Genomic DNA, 15,172 nt, shown 5'->3' with positions numbered 1-15,172 from the left:
GTGGCGACGTTGCTCGCCGCACTGCTGACGCCCGCCGCGCAGGCGCAGGCGCCGTACAGCCGCTTCGACGAGGCGCCGCTCGAGGCCGAGCCTTCGCCCGATCCGGACGGCGCGGCGTCGCGCGCGTCGCAGGCCTATCTGCAGCGCACGGCAGCCGCCCTGGCGGATGGTGGCGACAGCCGCGAGCTCGCCTTCGCCGCGACCCTGCGCCGCCTCGCGCTCGCCCCGCCCGATGACGGCGATCCCTCCAGCGAAACGCCGTCGTCCGCCGCGCCGGACGACGCCCAGGCCGCGGCGTGGCGCCGCCGTGCGGCCGATACCGCGGGCAGCGACGTCGTGGCACTCGCGCTGGCGACCCAGGGCGAACCCGATGCCGATCGGCAGCTGCGTCTTGCGGCGCGCTGGCTCGCGGCCGATCCGGACAATCTCGCGCCGCTGCTGTTCCGCGGCGGCACCGCCGACACCCTGTTGCGCGACGCCCGCGCGAGCCGGCGGTTCGACCTGCAGATGCTGCCGCAGATCCGCGTCATGCAGGCGGCCCTGCTGCGTCATCCGCCGACCGCCGCCGAGCGCGACGCCCTGGGCGATGCGTCGGGCGGCGACGCGGCGGAGCAGGCGGCGATGACCGCGGCCGGATTGTGGAGCGCGGTCGCGATTCCATCGCTGCAACTGCTGACCCAGGCCTGCGATCCGGCCCGGCTGCGCGATGCGACGCGGCTGCAGGACTGCCGCCATGTCGCCACGCTGCTGGCGGATGCGTCCGACACGCAACTGGGTCGCGGCCTGGGCCTGATGCTGCTCGATCAGACCGCGGGCACGGCCGACGAGCGCGCCCGGGCCCAGGCCGCGCGTCGCACGCTCGACTGGCAGATGCTCGAATGGGGGCGCGCGGTACAGGCCCAGCCGCGCGATGGCGCCCCGCAGTTCGTCCGCCTGCTGGCCGATCCTTCGGTGCGCAGCGAGCCGGACCTGATCCTGCGGGTGCTGCAGGACGCGGGCATCGCGCCGACGCCGCCCGCCGGTTGGCAGCCGCCGCGCTGAGGCCGGCGGGCCGGTCCGCTCAGCGCTCGACCGGATAGACGCTCGACACGCGACACCGCGACATGCCGGCCTTGCTCGTCTGCGCCAGCGAGCGCATGAACGTGTCGGGCGCGACCGGACCGGGCGCCGTGCTCTTGGAAAAGACGATGTGATCGCCGGCATGCCCGCAGATCACGCCGGTGCCCACGCCCGACACCAGCGACAGCGTGTCGGCATTGACCTGGCCCGTGCAGTGGCCCGCCGTCTCGATCCGGTAGTACCGGTGGCCGGCGGCGCGTCGCGGCGAGACCTCGACCATCAGCCCGTCGGGGTCTTCGTGCCAGCTGCGGATCCAGCGGTTGGCGACGCAGTAATCCGGCGTGCCGCGAAAACCGCGCGCACGCTGGCCGCGGACGACCACCCGGTCGAGCGTGGGCAGCGTCTCGCGCGACGTGCGGACGAGCACTGCGTACTCCCGTGGCTCTGCGACCGCGACGTCCGCGATCGGACAGGTGCGTGCCGCCGTGCGCACCGCATCGTCGGCGCCGCCGCAAAGGAACCCGTTCCAGCCGACGAACTGCAGGTCCGCGTCATCGAGGATCCCGGGGCAGGCCTGGGCCAGCGTCACGCGCCGCCGCTCGCCGCTGGCGCCGCGCAGCGCCAGCGTCCGGGGATCGGACTGGTGGGCGTCGACGATCGCGCGTCCGTCGAGACAGTGGGCGGACGGCAGGGGGCGCTCGCTGGCGACGGCAGGCGACGCCAGGACCAGCAGCGCGAGGCAGAGCAGTCGGTGCTTCATGGGACGTCCGTGTCGTCCGGGGACGTCCGAGACTAGCAGCGCGGGCCGCGTGGTGGTCACCCGGGTCGGGCATCTCCGCACGCGGCCTCGTCTGCCTCGTGCCGTCGACACGCGGGCGCCCGCCGCAGCACGCACCTCGCACATCCGTCAGGCGCTGCAACCCGGTCGCGGGGGCGCTAGTCCGCCGGGACCGTGCGCTCGCGCGCCCAGTGGCGCAGGGCATCAACCTGTTCGCGCATCAGCACCGACAGGGGACGGGTCGCTTCGAGTTCGTCGCGCAGCAGGGCGTCGTCGAGCGGTCGCCCGGCCGCGTGCGCGGCGTACAGGCCGGCGACGATCGCCTGTTCGATCTCGGCGCCCGAGAATCCGTCGGACGCCGCCGCCAGCTGCGCGACATCGAACGCCATGGCATCGAACCCGCGGCGCGCCAGATGCACGGCGAACACTTCGGCGCGGACGCCCGCATCGGGCAGGTCGACGAAGAAGATCTCGTCGAAGCGGCCCTTGCGCAGCAGTTCCGGCGGCAGGTCGTGGACCTGGTTCGCGGTCGCGACGAGGAACACCCTCGACCTGCGCTCCGCCATCCAGGTCAGCAGGTAGCCGAGCACGCGGCGCGACACGCCGCCGTCGCTGTCGCCGCTCGACGCCAAGCCCTTCTCGATCTCGTCGATCCACAGCACGCACGGCGCCAGCTGTTCGGTCGACGCCAGTGCCTCGCGCAGGTTGCGCTCCGTGTCGCCGTGGTACTTGTCGTACAGGGTGCCGAAATCCAGCCGCACCAGCGGCACGCCGAAGCCGCCGGCGATCGACTTCGCCAGCAGCGACTTGCCGCAACCCTGCACGCCGAGCAGCAGCACGCCCTTCGGCGGGTCCAGCGTGAATCCGGCCGGACCGGCCGGCACGTCGTCGCCGGTGAACACGCGCCGGCGCTGCTCGATCCAGCGCTTGAGCCGGCGCGCGCCGGCGACGTCGGCGAAGCGCGCCGTGTCGTATTCGTAGTGCAGGTGGCCGCTCTTGTTGAGCAGCTCGAACTTCAGCGTCTGCAGCGCGGGCAGGTCGTTGGCGCACAGCACGCCGTCGGCGTGGATCAGCTGGCGCGCGATGCGGCGGGCGTCGGTCTCCGACAGGCCCTGCAGGTTGCGCACGATCTGGCGCACGGCGTCGGCATCGGCCTCGACGCGTTTGCCGCCGTGTTCCTGCTGGTAGGCCACCGCCTCGTCGCGGACCAGCTTCAGCAGCGCGTCGGCATCGGGCAGGCGCGGGCGGAAGCGCACCGCCAGCGCCTCGAGATCGTCCGGCAGCTCGACCTTGTGGCCGACCAGCACCAGCACGTGCGGCAGGCAGTGACGCCGCTGCACCAGGTCGCGCAGCTGGCGCTGGGTGCCGGCGTAACCGAGATAGGGATGGAAATCGAGCAGCAGGTAGATGCCGCGCTGGTCGGCATCGCGGATCGCGGCCAGCGTGTTGCTGGCATCTGGCGCGATGTCGACGGCCTCCTCGCGGTCGAGATCGAGCCGGCGCAGGCCCTCGGTGATCGTCCAGCGGTACAGCGCACGCCAGACCTGCAGCAGCGATTGCCGGAACAGCGCGACGACCCGGGGTTCGTCGGGCGTCTCGATGACGATCAACGGCGTGTTGGCGCGGATCAGCGCGGCCAGATCCTGCAGTTCGCTCATGGACACGCGCGGCTCGACGGAGGGAGCGGCGATGGTAAACGGCGCGCGTGCCGTCGGTCGCGGTCGGCCCGGGGCCGGTGTACGCTCGGCCCCTGACGCGGATGCGGGAGGCTTCGATGAAAACGGTGCTGGTGGCCAGTTCCAAGGGCGGCGTCGGCAAGACCACGATCGCGACGCACCTGGCCGCGCAGTCCGCGCTGGCGGGCGAATCCACGGTACTGATCGACGCCGATCCGCAAGGCTCGTCGACGCGCTGGGCCGAGCGCCGCGCCGGACTCGAAAGCGCCGTGCTGCCGATCGACGGCAGCGCCCGCCACCGCAAGGTCTGGAGCGCGATCCCCGAAGGCGCGACCCGCGTGGTCGTCGACGGGCCCGCCGGCGCGATGGCCGACGATCTGGCCGTCTATCTGGAACATGCCGACGCCGTCGTCGTGCCGGTGCTGCCGTCGGCGCTCGACATCGACGCGACCGTGGGCTTCCTCAATTCGCTGGCCAAGGTCGAGCGCGTGCGCCGCGGCCAGCTGCGCATCGGCCTGGTCGCCAACCGCCTGCGGCCGTGGACCAACGCCTCGCAGCAGGCCGTGGACCTGCTGCAGCAGTGGCCGTATCCGGTCGTCGCGCAACTGCGCGACAGCCAGGCCTACGTGATGCTCGTCGGGCTCGGCAAGAGCCTGTTCGATTACCACTCGGCCCAGGTCCGCGACCACCAGGACGACTGGCAGCCGCTGCTGAAGTGGCTGAAGAAGTGAGCCGCGGCCTCGGGGCGACGGGCTCACGCCTGCATCACCCGCGCACGCCGCACGATCCGACCGCGCCTCGCGCGCGCCTGTGTCTCCGTCCACTTCAGGCCCCTCCGATCCCATGCGCGAACTGATCCTGCTCCGCCACGCCCATGCCGACGCCGCGCTGCCGGGCCAGTCGGACATCGACCGTCCCCTGTCCGCCGAAGGCCTGGCCGAAGCCGAGCGTGCCGGCCACTGGCTGCGAGAACAGGCCCTGGTGCCGGATTGCGTGGTGTGTTCGCCGTCGCGACGCACGCGCGAAACCCTCGAAGCCGTGCTCGGCGTCATCGGGTACGTCGACCAGCGCCTCGACGAGCGCATCTACGAAGCGACCTCCGGCACCCTGGCGGCGGTCGCCGACGAACACCGCGACGTCGGCCGGCTGCTGCTGGTCGGCCACAATCCCGGGCTCGAACGCCTCGCGGCGCTGATGCACAGCGGCCAGTCGGGCGACTACCGCGGCATGCCGCCCGGCGGCATCGCGGTGCTGAGCCTGCGCGACGAAGCTCTGATCGAACCGGCCAGCGCCGACTTGTCGGCCTTCTGGTGGCCGTAGCGGCCGTCGCGTCCCGGCGCCCGGCCTCCGGGCCTCCCGCCCGCATGTCGCTGCCCGCCTCCGGTCTCGACGCCGCCCGCGCCTGGCGCGCGCGTGCCGGGCGCGGGTTCGGCCGCGCGGCGTGCGCCCTGCTGCTGCTCGCCTGCGCCACCGGCGCGGCGGCGAGCAAGCGGATCGTGCTCGATACCGACGCGTCCCGGATCAGCTTCAGCCTGAAGACGCGATGGGGCCAGGTGCTGGACGGGCGGTTCGCCGACTGGCACGGCGAGATCCGCGTGCTCGACGACGGCCGCCACCAGGTGCGGCTGACGCTGCTGACGCGCGATGTCGAGATCGTCGGTTCGCGCAACTACACCCGCATCACCCGCGGCGCCGGGTTCTTCGATGCCGAGCGCTATCCGGAAGTCGTGTTCCTGTCGGATCCCTATCCCGCCACGCTGCCGCGCGACGGCGGCGAGATGACCGGCGTGCTGGCGATCCGCGGCGTGCGCCAGCGCGAGGTGTTCAGTGTCGCGCCGTCGACGTGCGAACGGCCGGGACTGGACTGCGACGTGATCGGCCAGGGCGACGTGCGCCGCAGCCGCTATGCGATGGACCGCTGGGGCTATGCGCTGTCGGACGATGTCCGCTTCACCCTGCGCATGCGCGCGGTTCCGGATCCCGGCTGATGCGCGGTCCGATGCGCGCGCTGGTGCTGGTCCTGGCGCTGGCCACGACCGCCTGCACGACGCTGTCGCAGGCCAAGCGCGAAGAGGCCGCGCACATCGCCGTCGCGGCGCGCTCGACCGAGCTGGTCTGCGACCGCGCCGATGCCTGCGCCACACCGTCGCCGCTGCGTGATCTCGGCCAGCGCGCGTTCGCCGCCAGCGCGCCGGGCGCGCCGCGCCACTACGCGCTGATGATCGACTACGGCCAGGACGCGCTGCTTGCGCGGCTGGACCTGATCCGCGGCGCGCAGCGCACGATCGACGTGCAGACCTACATCTTCGACGAGGACGACGCCGGCCATCTGGTGCTCGAGGAACTGCTGGCCGCCGCGCGGCGCGGCGTGCAGGTGCGGCTGCTGGTCGACCAGCTGGCGGCGATGCGCACGGTCGAAACCGTCACCGCGCTGGCCGGCGCGCACACCAATTTCGAACTGCGGGTCTACAACCCGGTGCTGGGCCTGGCGCGCATCAGCTATCCGCAGTACGCGCTGGCCGCGGCGTGCTGCTGGCGGCGCCTCAACCAGCGGATGCACAGCAAGGCGCTGATCGTCGACAGCGTCGTCGCGATCACCGGCGGCCGCAACTACCAGGACGACTATTTCGACTGGAACGCGGAATGGTCGCCGCCATGGAGGACAACTTCATCGCGTTCTGGCATGCGCCGCTGAGCCGCTCGGTCGAGCAGCTTGGCGACGTCGGCCGGCATCTGCTGCGCAGCGGCGTGCCCGACGTGTCGTTCCAGGATTACGAGCGGCCGGCGCGGGTCGCCGCGATGTCGGCCGATGCCGCCGACGCCACCCTGGTGCGCGAACGTCTCGCCGATGCCGCGCTCGAGGTCGGGGCGATCGAGTTCATCGCCGATCTGCCCGGCAAGCACCGGCGCGATGCGGAATCGGCGTCGGCGGCGTCGACGGCGACGCCGCGGCTGCGCGAGCTGATCGAATCCACGCAGGACGAACTGCTGCTGCAGACCCCGTACTTGGTGCTGTCGAAACCGGCCGAGCAGATGTTCGCCGGCCTGCACGCGCGGCCCGACGCGCCCCAGGTCACGGTGTCGACGAACAGCCTGGCGGCGACCGATTCCTTCATCACCTACGCGCTGTCGTACAAGTACAAGCGCCGGCACCTGCGCGATTTCGGTTTCGACATCTACGAGTACAAACCCTTTCCGCAGGACGCGCCGATCGACCTGGAGGTGACCGGCGCGGTCGGCATCTCGTGGAACGCGGACGGCAGCGTCAACATCGACGAGCCCGGCGACGGCGTCGCGAGCACGCGCGAGGAGGTCCTGGCGACGCGGCCCGAGACCGCCGCGCCTTTGACGCGCGAGTATTCGGCGCTGCGCTACGCCGGCATCGGCGTGAACCGGCGCGTCCCGCTGCAGCGCGCCGGCGTGCGCGTCGGCCTGCACGCGAAGTCGATGGTCATCGACGAACGCATCGGCGTGGTCGGCACCCACAACTTCGATCCGCGCGGCGACAACCTCAACACCGAGAGTGCGGTCGTCATCGCCGACCCGCGCTTCGCCGGCCAGCTGGCGGCGAGCATCCGCCGCGACATCGCGCCCGAGAACGCCTGGACGATCGCGCGGCGCGATTCGCCGGTGGTGCTGTCGGGGGTCGACTATTCGATGGCGAAGATTTCCGAGCGCCTGCCGCTGTTCGACCTGTGGCCGACGCGCTATGCGACCAGTTACGAATTCGTGCCGGGCCCGGACTGCCCCGCACCGCTGCCGCCGGACGATCCCGGGTTCCGGGCCTGCTACACGCCGGTCGGCGATTTCCCCGAAGTCAGCCTGGGCTTCCGCAGCCTGCTGACGCGCATCTTCACCGCCTTTGGCGCGGGGCTGGTGCCGATCCTCTAGCGGCGCCGCGCGCGTCGAGACAGCTCGCCTGCACACCCGGCCGCCCGCACAGGGCGGTGGCGCTGTGGGCGGCCCTTCCGGATTCGGCGAGGTCGTGGCCGAAAGTGAACTATGGCTGAACGTGATCAGGAAATCTGCCGAGCATGACCTTCGGCACGTGGTGTTATCGAACAGCGGTGTTGTAGTCTACCAACACACCAGATCACAACCACACCGGAGAACGACCATGCAGACCCAGACCACCACCGCCCAGACCGCCACCGCCCGCGCTGCCGCCCCGGCCGCCGTCCGCTACGCGAGCCGCGATTTCGGCACCGGCTATGGCCGCAGCAGCGGCTACGCAAGCCCGCGCCGCTACAGCCAGACCAGCACGCCGGTGCGCTTCCGCATCGTCTGATCCCTCTCGTCTTCCCCCGGAGATCCCGCCATGAACCGTCTGTTCCCCCGTCCCGCCGCCATGCCTTCCGCGCCCGTCCCTGCGGCCGTCCGTTCTGCCGCAGCGCGCCTGCCGCGCATCGCCGGCACCGGCTACGGCACCAGCCAGGGCTATGTCCGCCTGCGCTGCACGCCCCCGGCGTCGATGCCGTCGCGCTTCCGCATCGCCTGATCCGCCGCACGACCGCGATCCCGCCCGGGACCGCACGGCGCGCGCTGCTTCAGAGCGCGGAAGCCGGCGTCACCGGGCAGGGCGGCAGGCCGCACGACGCAGCCGCTGCCGGCGCTGCGAGATCGCGGTGGCGACGCGGACCGGGCAGCCCCGGAGTCCGGCGACGCGCAGTCGTCACTCGAGCGCCCGCCGCGCGTCGCGCGCAGGGCCGCCGACCCCATCGCAACCGCACCGGCGCAGCCCCGCTCCGGGTTTGACGCCTCCGCAGGCGCCACCTAGGCTCCGTCGCTTCCCCGTGCCCGGATGCATCCATGTTCCGCAGCGACACCACCGTCGATTCGCTCAACGCCATGTCACGCGACACCGCGATCGATGCGCTGGGCATCGTGTTCACCGAGATCGGCGCCGATTTCATCCGCGCGACGATGCCCGTGGATGGCCGCACCCATCAGCCCTTCGGCCTGCTGCACGGCGGCGCTTCGGTGCTGCTCGCCGAAACGCTCGGCAGCACCGCCGGCGGACTCGCCGCGCCCGAGGGGTGCGGTGTCGTCGGCATCGAGATCAATGCCAACCATCTGCGCGGCGTGCGCAGTGGCCTCGTCACCGGCACGACGCGCCCGTTGCACGTCGGCCGCAGCACCCAGGTCTGGGAAATCCACATCGAGGACGCGGCCGGCAAGCCGGTCTGCGTGTCGCGACTGACGCTCGCGGTGATTCCGAAACCGTGACCCCGCGCGACCGCAGTGGCGGCAGGCTGCCGCGGTTCGGTATCGTGCGCGGATGAGGTCCCCCCCCACTTCCGTCGACCCGGGCGGCGCAGCCGCGCGCGCGTTGCGCTACGCGATCCGCGTGCCCCTGCTGCTGTGGCATCTGTTTCTGCATCTGCCGATCGTGCTGCTGCTCGGCACGCCGCTGACCCGCGACGTGCGGATCGGCGACGAACCGATCGGACACCGCGCCATCCGCTGGTGGCAGGGCGGATTGATGCGGCTGTTCGGCTTCCGCATGCGCCGCGTCGGGACGCCGCTGCCGGGGCCGACGATGTTCGTCTCCAACCACGTCAGCTGGATCGACATCTCGGCGCTGCACAGCCAGCGGATGATGGGGTTCGTCGCCAAGCGCGAGATCGCGTCCTGGCCGGTGGTCGGCTGGCTCGCCGGTCGCGGCGAGACGATCTTCCACCAGCGCGGCAGCCAGGAATCGCTGGGCGGCGTGCTGCAGGCGATGCTCGGGCGCCTGCGCACCGGCGGTTCGGTCGGCGTGTTTCCCGAAGGCCGGACCCGCGACGGCTACGAGATCGGCCCGTTCCACGCGCGCATCTTCCTGGCCGCGGTCGAGGCCGGCGTCGCGGTGCAGCCGGTCGCGTTGCGTTACGGCGCCGATGCCGGCGCGCAGGCGATCGTGGCGTTCGGCCCGCGCGAAACCTTCCTCGCGAACTTCCTGCGCCTGCTCGGCGAACCGGCCCGCGACGCGGACGTGATCTTCCTGGCGCCGATCCTGCCGGGCAACGGCGACGGCCGCCGGCGCATCGCCGAGGTCGCGCGCGAGCGCATCGTCGCCGCGGTGGGTCCGACGCGGTGACCTGGTCGCCGCCGTCCGGACGGGAGGAGGCCGACGCGTCGGCGCACCCGCTCGTCGGCGGCGCCGATTACGCGCCGCCGCGCTGGCTGCGCAGCCCGCACCTGCAGACGGTTTTGGCCAGCAGCCCCTGGCGCCGTCGCCATGGCGCCCGCGCGCTGGCGGCAACCGGTGCGGTGACCACGGAACACCTCGTCGACGGCGGTGACGGCGTGCGCCTGCACGGGCTGCACAGCGTCGTGCCGGGGCGCGAGTCGCGCGGCCTCGCGCTGCTGCTGCACGGCTGGGAAGGCAGCACCGAATCGAGCTACATGCGCCTGACCGCGGTGCAGCTGCTGGCGCTGGGCTTCGAGGTGTTCCGGCTGAACTTCCGCGACCACGGCGGCAGCCACCATCTGAATCCGGCGATCTTCCATTCCAACCGCATCGACGAGGTCGTGCACGCCGCGCGCGACGTCGCCCGCCGGTTCCCCGCGCGGCCGATGGTCGCGGCCGGCTATTCGCTGGGCGGCAACTTCGCCCTGCGCATGGCGCTGCGCGCGCCGGCGGCCGGCCTGCAGCTGGCCGGTGTCGCCTCGGTCTGCCCGGTCATCGATCCGGCGCGGACGATGGCCTATATGGAACGCGGCCTGCGGTTCTACCTGCGGCATTTCGAGCGCACCTGGCGCGGCTCGCTGCGACGCAAGCGCGCGCTGTTTCCCGACCAGCACGCCTTCGACGACGCGACCCTGCAACTGGGCATGCGCGAACTGACCGAATGGCTGGTGCAGACCCACACCGACTTCGGCACGATCGAGAACTACTTCGACGGGTATTCGGTCGCCGGCGACCGGCTCGCGGGCCTAGAAGTGCCGGCGCACATCCTGATGTCGGCCGACGACCCGGTGATCCCGCTCGACGAATTCCACGCCCTGTCGCTGCCGGCGCACGCGCGCGTCGAGATCAGCCGCTGGGGCGGGCATTGCGGCTTCCTGACGGGCCTGCGGCTCGACGGTTTCGCCGAGCGCTGGGTCGCCGCGCGCCTGGCCGCCCATGCCGATGCGGCGCGCGACGCGATCGCGCCGACCCGGCTGGCCGCGGCCGTGCATGCCGGGGTCGGGGCCGACGCGGGCGGCCGCTGAGCGCCCGCTACAATGGCCGGCCCTTCCGACCGGCCGGCATTGCGCCCGGAATATCACGATATGCAGGAACAGATTCTCGACGCACTGCGCCGCGGCGCCCATGACGACGCGCTGGCGCTGGCCCGCGATGCCGTCGCGGCCGAGCCGCAGTCGGCGAACGCCCACCGCCTGCTGGCGCTGGCCCTGCGCGGCAGCGGTGACGCGGCGGCGGCGGTCGACAGCATCGACCGTGCGATCGCGCTCGCTCCCGATGACGCCGACCTGCATTTCCAGCGCGCCGGCATGCTGCTCAACGTGCGCGATATCGAGGCGGCCGCTACGTCACTGTCGCAGAGCGTGAGCCTGGATCCGAACCAGTTCGGCGCCTACATCCTGCAGGGCCAGCTGGCGATCGGCCGCAGCGATTTCGACGAGGCCGATCGCCAGCAGAAGCTGGCCGCGCGGGTCGCGCCGGAGCATCCGTGGACCACGATGCTCGCCGGGACGCTCGCCTCGCGCCGCGGCGACCACGACCGGGCGCTGTCCCTGCTCTCGCATGCGAACAAGCAGGCGCCGGACGATCTGCAGGTGCTCTATGCACTGGGCTTCGCCTATCTCGCGAGGGGCCATCTGGCCTTCGCCGAGCAGACCTTCCGGCGCGTCATCGAGTCCACCGGCAATGGCCCGTTGCGCGGCGTGCTCGCGCAGATCGTGTTGCAGCAGGGACGGCCCGCCGATGCGGCCGACATCATCGCCGAGCTGGTCGCCGATCCCGCCCAGGTGACGCCGGCGTGGCAGACGCTCGGCGGCGAGCTGGAACTGCAGGCCGGCCGGCCCGAACGGGCGGCGCCGCTGCTGCGCGCCGCGTTCGACGCGCATCCCGAATCGCGCCGCGCGACCAATGCGCTGGTGCAGCTGTGGGGCGCGACAAACGCCGCCGACGAAGCGCGCGACGTGCTGGATGCGGCCCTGGCGACCCACGCCGGCCTCGATCATCTGTGGCTGGCGCGGCTGGCGTTCGAGCCCTTCGCCAGCGCGCAGGCGCGCGAGGTCGTGACGCGCTGGGTGGCGGCGATGCCGGCCCACGTGCCGGCGTTGCAGGCGCAGCTCGCACTCGAGACGGGCGCCGGTGACTTCGACGCCGCGGAAACCGTGGCGCGTGCGATCGCCGACGTGCAGCCCGGGCACCTGGGCGCCAACGACTATCTGTTCTCGCGTCTGCTGGCGCGCGACCCGGCCCAGGCCGTCGCCTTCGCGCAGGGGCTGCTGGCGCCCGCGACCGACGACGCCAGGCTGCTGCTGCAGCGCTGGGTCGGGATCGCCCAGGACGCCGCCGGACAGCCGGCCGATGCCGTCGCGACGTGGCATGCGCTCAACACCGCCGCGACCCGCCACGCCGGCCCGCCGCCGCCGCCGACCGCGGCGCCCGCGCAGTGGCCCGAGCCCGGTGCGATCGATGCGGCGCAGCCGCCGGCCGTGTTCCTCTACGGTCCGCCCGGTGCGCGCGTCGACCGGATCGCGTCGGTGCTGCAGCGCACGCTGCCGATGTTCCGCAGCGACCGCCTCACCACGAATATCCGCGATCCCTTCCAGGACACGACGGTGCCGGCGCAGCTGGCCGCGGGCCGTTTCACCGCCGCGCAGGTCGTGGACAGCTGGCGACAGCAGCTGTCCACGCGCGCCATCGATGGCGGCGCCGTCGTCGACTGGCTGCCGTGGTGGGACAACGCGATGCTGCTGGCCCTGCGCCCCCGACTGCCGGAAGGGCGGCTGCTGCTGGTGCTGCGGGATCCGCGCGACATGCTGCTCGACTGGCTGGCCTTCGGCACCCAGCTGACGGTGCGCCTCGACGACGTCGATGCCGCCGCGACCTGGCTGGCCGCGCATCTCGCGCAGCTGGCGGACCTCGTCGAGCAGGACCTGTATCCGCACGTGCTGCTGCGCAACGACGATCCGGTCGGCGACGCCGACACCATCGCCGCGACGATCGGCCGCGCGCTCGGCATCGACGGGTTCCCGGTGCCGCCCGCCCAGGTGCTCGGTCCCGACCGCATGCCGGCGGGACACTGGCGCGCCTATGCCGGCGTGCTCGGCACCGCGTTCGCCAGCCTGACGCCGGTCGCCGTGCGACTGGGCTATCCGCAGGACTGATTCCGACGCCACGATAGGAGGTTCCATGCGCATCCGCAGCGACAGTTTCGAACCCGGCCAGCCGATCCCCGCGACCTACGCGGTCGGCGCGCCCGACGGCTTCGGCGGCAACCGCAATCCGCACCTGGCGTGGGACGACGTGCCCGCGGGCACGCGCTCGTTCGCGCTGCTGTGCATCGATCCCGACGCGCCGACCGATCCGTCGCTGGCGGGCAAGGACGGCGTCGAGATCCCGGTCGAGCATCCCCGTGGCGCCTTCCACCACTGGACCGTCGCCGATCTGCCGGCCACGTGCCGGGCGATCCCGGAAGGCAGCGCCAGCGACGGCGTGACCAAGGGCGGCAAGCGCATGCCGCCGGGGCCGGCCGGTGCACGCCAGGGCCGCAACGACTACACCGGCTGGTTCGCCGGCCATCCGGAGCTCGCCGGCGACTGGCGCGGTTATGACGGCCCCTATCCGCCGCCGAACGACCTGCGCACGCACCGCTATTTCTTCCGGCTGTTCGCGCTCGACGTGGCGACGCTCGACCTGCCCGACGGCTTCGACGCCGCCGCACTGCTGCGCGCGATCCAGGGCCACGTGCTGGCCGAAGCCACGGTCTGGGGCAGCTACGCCCTGCATCCGCACGCGCGACCGGCCTAGGCACGCCGCCTGGCGTTGCGTTGCGGGCTGGCGCGCGGTGCCCGAGCGACGCGGCATCGCCGTGGCGCAGGCCAGCTGCGGATGCCGGAGACGGCGGTCCGGACCGGGCACCGCACGCCGACGCGCACGTCTCCGCGGCAACGACGACGTGACCCCGGCACGTACGGGCTGTCTTTCCGACGGGACACGTGGCGGCATGCGTGACACCCGGACGGCCGCTCGCGTCCTCCGAGCGGCCGGCGGTGGCGCGCGCGCTCAGGGCGCGACGGTTTCCGATTCGATGACGGTGTCGAGCACGTAGGCCACCGACGGCGCATCGGCCGGCGGATCCCGCACCTCGAAGCGCTGCAGCCGCAGCACGTTGCGCACGCCGGGCTCGTGGGTGTAGCCGTCGATGTCCTGGTAGAGCGGTTCCCAGTCGCCGGTCGTGGTCTGCACGCCGTCGTCGCCGTACGCGACCTCGCGGACCTGCAGGCACCGGTGGTCGGGAATCAGCGGGTGGTTGCAGGCCACGCGCTGCGGCGCGACCTCGAGAAACACCTGTGTGCCGTCGCTGCCGTAGCGCGTGGCCGGCGTCGGCGTACCGGCGAACGTCAGCACGTCGCCATCCGCGCCGGTCAGCGTCAGCCGCGGCGCCTCGCCGGGTGCGATCGCCAGCGTGTGCGTGCCGGGAAGACGTTGGCCGATCTCGCGCTCCAGCGTCATCAGTCGCGTGTCGACGCAGGCCATCTGCGTCGAGACCGCCGCGGCGATCTCCAGCCGGTCGCCGGTGCGCGTCGTCGACGCGCTCATGCGGTTGCAGGCGTTCGACACGCTGACGCCGCCTGCGCGGAAATCCAGCCGCAGTGGCTTGCCGGCATCGTCGAGCAGGGCGTCGAGGCGCGCACCGTCGGCGCCGGCCGCATCGACCAGATCCCAGTGGTAGGCACCGAGTGTCGCGTCGGGATCGGCAGGCGCCGCGCTGGCGGGCGGCGTGGCCGCCGCAGCGGGCGCCGGTGCAGCGGGGGGCGCATCGGCAGGCGCCGACGCGGGCGAACAGGCGATCAGGGCGAACGGCAGCAGCAACAGCAGGGGGCGGCGCATCGGCGCTCTCCTCGTGGAATGGACTCGGATCGAACGCGCGGAGCCTACCGACGGGGTCGGCAAGGCCGTGTGGGCGCGCGGCGCCGTTCAGTCTTCGCGGTCGTGATGTCGATTCCGGGCAGTCCCGTTCGTCGTCATGACGAGGGCGCAGGTCGCGCCCGTCCATCCGGAGACCACCACGATGCAGATCACCCCCTATCTCTATTTCGACGGCCGCTGTGCGGACGCGTTCTCGCGCTACGCCGCGATCCTCGGCGGCGCGCCGACGCTGATGCCCTATGGCGACGACACCGCGTGCGTCGAGTCGGCCGCGCACGATCCCGCGCGCATCATGCACGCCCATCTCGCGGTCGCCGACCACGCGCTGATGGGGTCCGACGTGCCGCCCGGCATGCCGCTGCCGGATGCGCCGCACACGTTCGTCAGCCTCGACGTCGACAGCGATGCCGAGGCCGAGCGCATCTTCGACGCGCTCGCCGAGGACGGCGAGATCCGCGTGCCGATGGCCGAGTCGTTCTTCGCCCATCGCTTCGGCATGCTCGTCGACCGCTACGGCACCGGCTGGATGGTGCTGCGCGCCAGGGCGTGCTGAGCCTCGATCTTCCC

The 15,172-nt window shown here is 72.4% G+C and carries 15 protein-coding genes and 1 pseudogene; 13 read left to right on the top strand and 3 right to left on the bottom strand.

The features are described 5' to 3' along the window. A complete protein-coding gene (locus tag CJ022_RS04825; protein WP_101925545.1) occupies window positions 1-1,041 on the top strand; it encodes a hypothetical protein in 1,041 nt (346 codons plus the stop codon). A gap of 19 nt (window positions 1,042-1,060) precedes the next feature. On the opposite strand, the gene CJ022_RS04820 is transcribed toward CJ022_RS04825, so the two are convergent. Together CJ022_RS04820 and CJ022_RS04815 are read right to left on the bottom strand one after the other, a co-directional pair. Then, a complete protein-coding gene (locus tag CJ022_RS04820) occupies window positions 1,061-1,819 on the bottom strand; it encodes a hypothetical protein (RefSeq protein ID WP_101925544.1) in 759 nt (252 codons plus the stop codon). A 176-nt stretch (window positions 1,820-1,995) separates the two neighbouring features. After that, on the bottom strand, window positions 1,996-3,495 hold the full coding sequence (locus CJ022_RS04815; protein WP_101925543.1) for an AAA family ATPase: 1,500 nt from the start codon (window positions 3,493-3,495) through the stop codon (window positions 1,996-1,998). 116 nt (window positions 3,496-3,611) lie between these two features. On the opposite strand from CJ022_RS04815, the gene CJ022_RS04810 reads away from it, so the two are divergent. The 11 genes and pseudogenes from CJ022_RS04810 to CJ022_RS04765 all read left to right on the top strand — a co-directional run bounded on the left by CJ022_RS04810 (window position 3,612) and on the right by CJ022_RS04765 (window position 13,483). Continuing rightward, window positions 3,612-4,244, top strand: coding sequence for a ParA family protein (locus CJ022_RS04810; RefSeq protein WP_101925542.1), 633 nt, complete (start codon window positions 3,612-3,614; stop codon window positions 4,242-4,244). Window positions 4,245-4,356: 112 nt separating this feature from the next. Beyond that, window positions 4,357-4,833: a SixA phosphatase family protein gene (locus tag CJ022_RS04805; protein WP_101925541.1), complete on the top strand. Its 477-nt coding sequence runs from the start codon at window positions 4,357-4,359 to the stop codon at window positions 4,831-4,833. Between the two features lie 44 nt (window positions 4,834-4,877). Further along, on the top strand, window positions 4,878-5,501 hold the full coding sequence (locus tag CJ022_RS04800; RefSeq protein ID WP_101925540.1) for a YceI family protein: 624 nt from the start codon (window positions 4,878-4,880) through the stop codon (window positions 5,499-5,501). Window positions 5,502-5,512: 11 nt separating this feature from the next. Beyond that, window positions 5,513-7,404, top strand: a pseudogene (locus CJ022_RS04795) (phospholipase D family protein). A 226-nt stretch (window positions 7,405-7,630) separates the two neighbouring features. Then, a complete protein-coding gene (locus CJ022_RS17025; RefSeq protein ID WP_158238347.1) occupies window positions 7,631-7,801 on the top strand; it encodes a hypothetical protein in 171 nt (56 codons plus the stop codon). A gap of 30 nt (window positions 7,802-7,831) precedes the next feature. Next, the gene (locus CJ022_RS04790; RefSeq protein WP_101925539.1) at window positions 7,832-8,011 is read left to right on the top strand and encodes a hypothetical protein; all 180 of its coding nucleotides are present in this window, start codon (window positions 7,832-7,834) and stop codon (window positions 8,009-8,011) included. 311 nt (window positions 8,012-8,322) lie between these two features. Then, complete coding sequence (locus CJ022_RS04785; protein WP_101925538.1) at window positions 8,323-8,739, top strand: hotdog fold thioesterase; 417 nt, start codon at window positions 8,323-8,325, stop codon at window positions 8,737-8,739. 52 nt (window positions 8,740-8,791) lie between these two features. Beyond that, window positions 8,792-9,592 (top strand): lysophospholipid acyltransferase family protein, encoded by an 801-nt coding sequence (locus CJ022_RS04780; RefSeq protein ID WP_101925537.1) that lies wholly within the window; start codon window positions 8,792-8,794, stop codon window positions 9,590-9,592. Further along, a complete protein-coding gene (locus CJ022_RS04775) occupies window positions 9,589-10,710 on the top strand; it encodes a YheT family hydrolase (protein WP_101925536.1) in 1,122 nt (373 codons plus the stop codon). Before CJ022_RS04780 ends, CJ022_RS04775 begins: the two co-directional genes overlap by 4 nt. A 60-nt stretch (window positions 10,711-10,770) precedes the next feature. Next, window positions 10,771-12,840, top strand: coding sequence for a tetratricopeptide repeat protein (locus CJ022_RS04770; RefSeq protein ID WP_158238346.1), 2,070 nt, complete (start codon window positions 10,771-10,773; stop codon window positions 12,838-12,840). Between the two features lie 25 nt (window positions 12,841-12,865). Continuing rightward, the gene (locus tag CJ022_RS04765) at window positions 12,866-13,483 is read left to right on the top strand and encodes a YbhB/YbcL family Raf kinase inhibitor-like protein (protein ID WP_101925534.1); all 618 of its coding nucleotides are present in this window, start codon (window positions 12,866-12,868) and stop codon (window positions 13,481-13,483) included. A 255-nt stretch (window positions 13,484-13,738) separates the two neighbouring features. Here the strand turns inward: CJ022_RS04765 and CJ022_RS04760 are convergent, their stop codons facing one another. Then, window positions 13,739-14,566: an META and DUF4377 domain-containing protein gene (locus CJ022_RS04760; RefSeq protein ID WP_101925533.1), complete on the bottom strand. Its 828-nt coding sequence runs from the start codon at window positions 14,564-14,566 to the stop codon at window positions 13,739-13,741. Between the two features lie 181 nt (window positions 14,567-14,747). Here CJ022_RS04760 and CJ022_RS04755 point away from each other — a divergent pair, with 181 nt between their 5' ends. Beyond that, entirely contained in the window at window positions 14,748-15,158 is a 411-nt protein-coding gene (locus tag CJ022_RS04755; RefSeq protein WP_101925585.1) for a VOC family protein, read from the top strand. The last annotated feature ends 14 nt before the right edge of the window (window positions 15,159-15,172 follow it).

Origin of the sequence: Luteimonas rhizosphaerae (assembly GCF_002849595.1) — a bacterium.
Classification (GTDB): Bacteria; Pseudomonadota; Gammaproteobacteria; order Xanthomonadales; family Xanthomonadaceae; genus Luteimonas; species Luteimonas cellulosilyticus.
This window is presented reverse-complemented; position numbering and strand designations above follow the sequence as displayed.